Source organism: Polaromonas sp. P1_G2 (genome assembly GCF_056405515.1).
On the sequence record NZ_JBFUBY010001067.1, the window covers coordinates 1 to 469 of the forward strand.

1 protein-coding gene is annotated in these 469 nt (G+C 59.7%); it reads left to right on the forward strand.

The genetic code is table 11. The features are described from left to right. On the forward strand, nt 1–469 hold a 469-nt coding region (locus AC1D0P_RS29090), incomplete at both ends, for a hypothetical protein (protein ID WP_477679910.1).

The window sequence follows — 469 nt, forward strand, 5'->3', positions numbered from 1 at the left end:
CATTCGGCCTTCAGGTTCATTTCGGTGCCGTCCGCGTTCGAGCAGGAAATGATCCAGGATGAGTTGCAGCTCTACGAGGACCTTCTGATCAAGGTCGACAGCGACGACCGGGTCACTCGTAAGCGCCTCGAGCGCTTGAAGGAGGGTCTGAAAGAACGCCTGGAATCGCTCTCCACTCGCAAGGACGACCTGCTGACTATCTCCGAAATTGGCATCGACCAGATCGTCGTCGACGAGGCGCAGGAGTTCCGCAAGCTGTCCTTCGCCACCAATATGTCGACGCTGAAGGGCATTGACCCGAATGGGTCGCAACGTGCTTGGGACCTCTATGTGAAGTCCCGCTTCATCGAGAGCAAGAATCCCGGCCGCGCTTTGGTGCTGGCCTCCGGCACGCCAATTACCAACACGCTCGGCGAAATGTTCTCGATCCAGCGGCTGCTGGGCCGCGACGCCCTGCATGAGCGCGGGC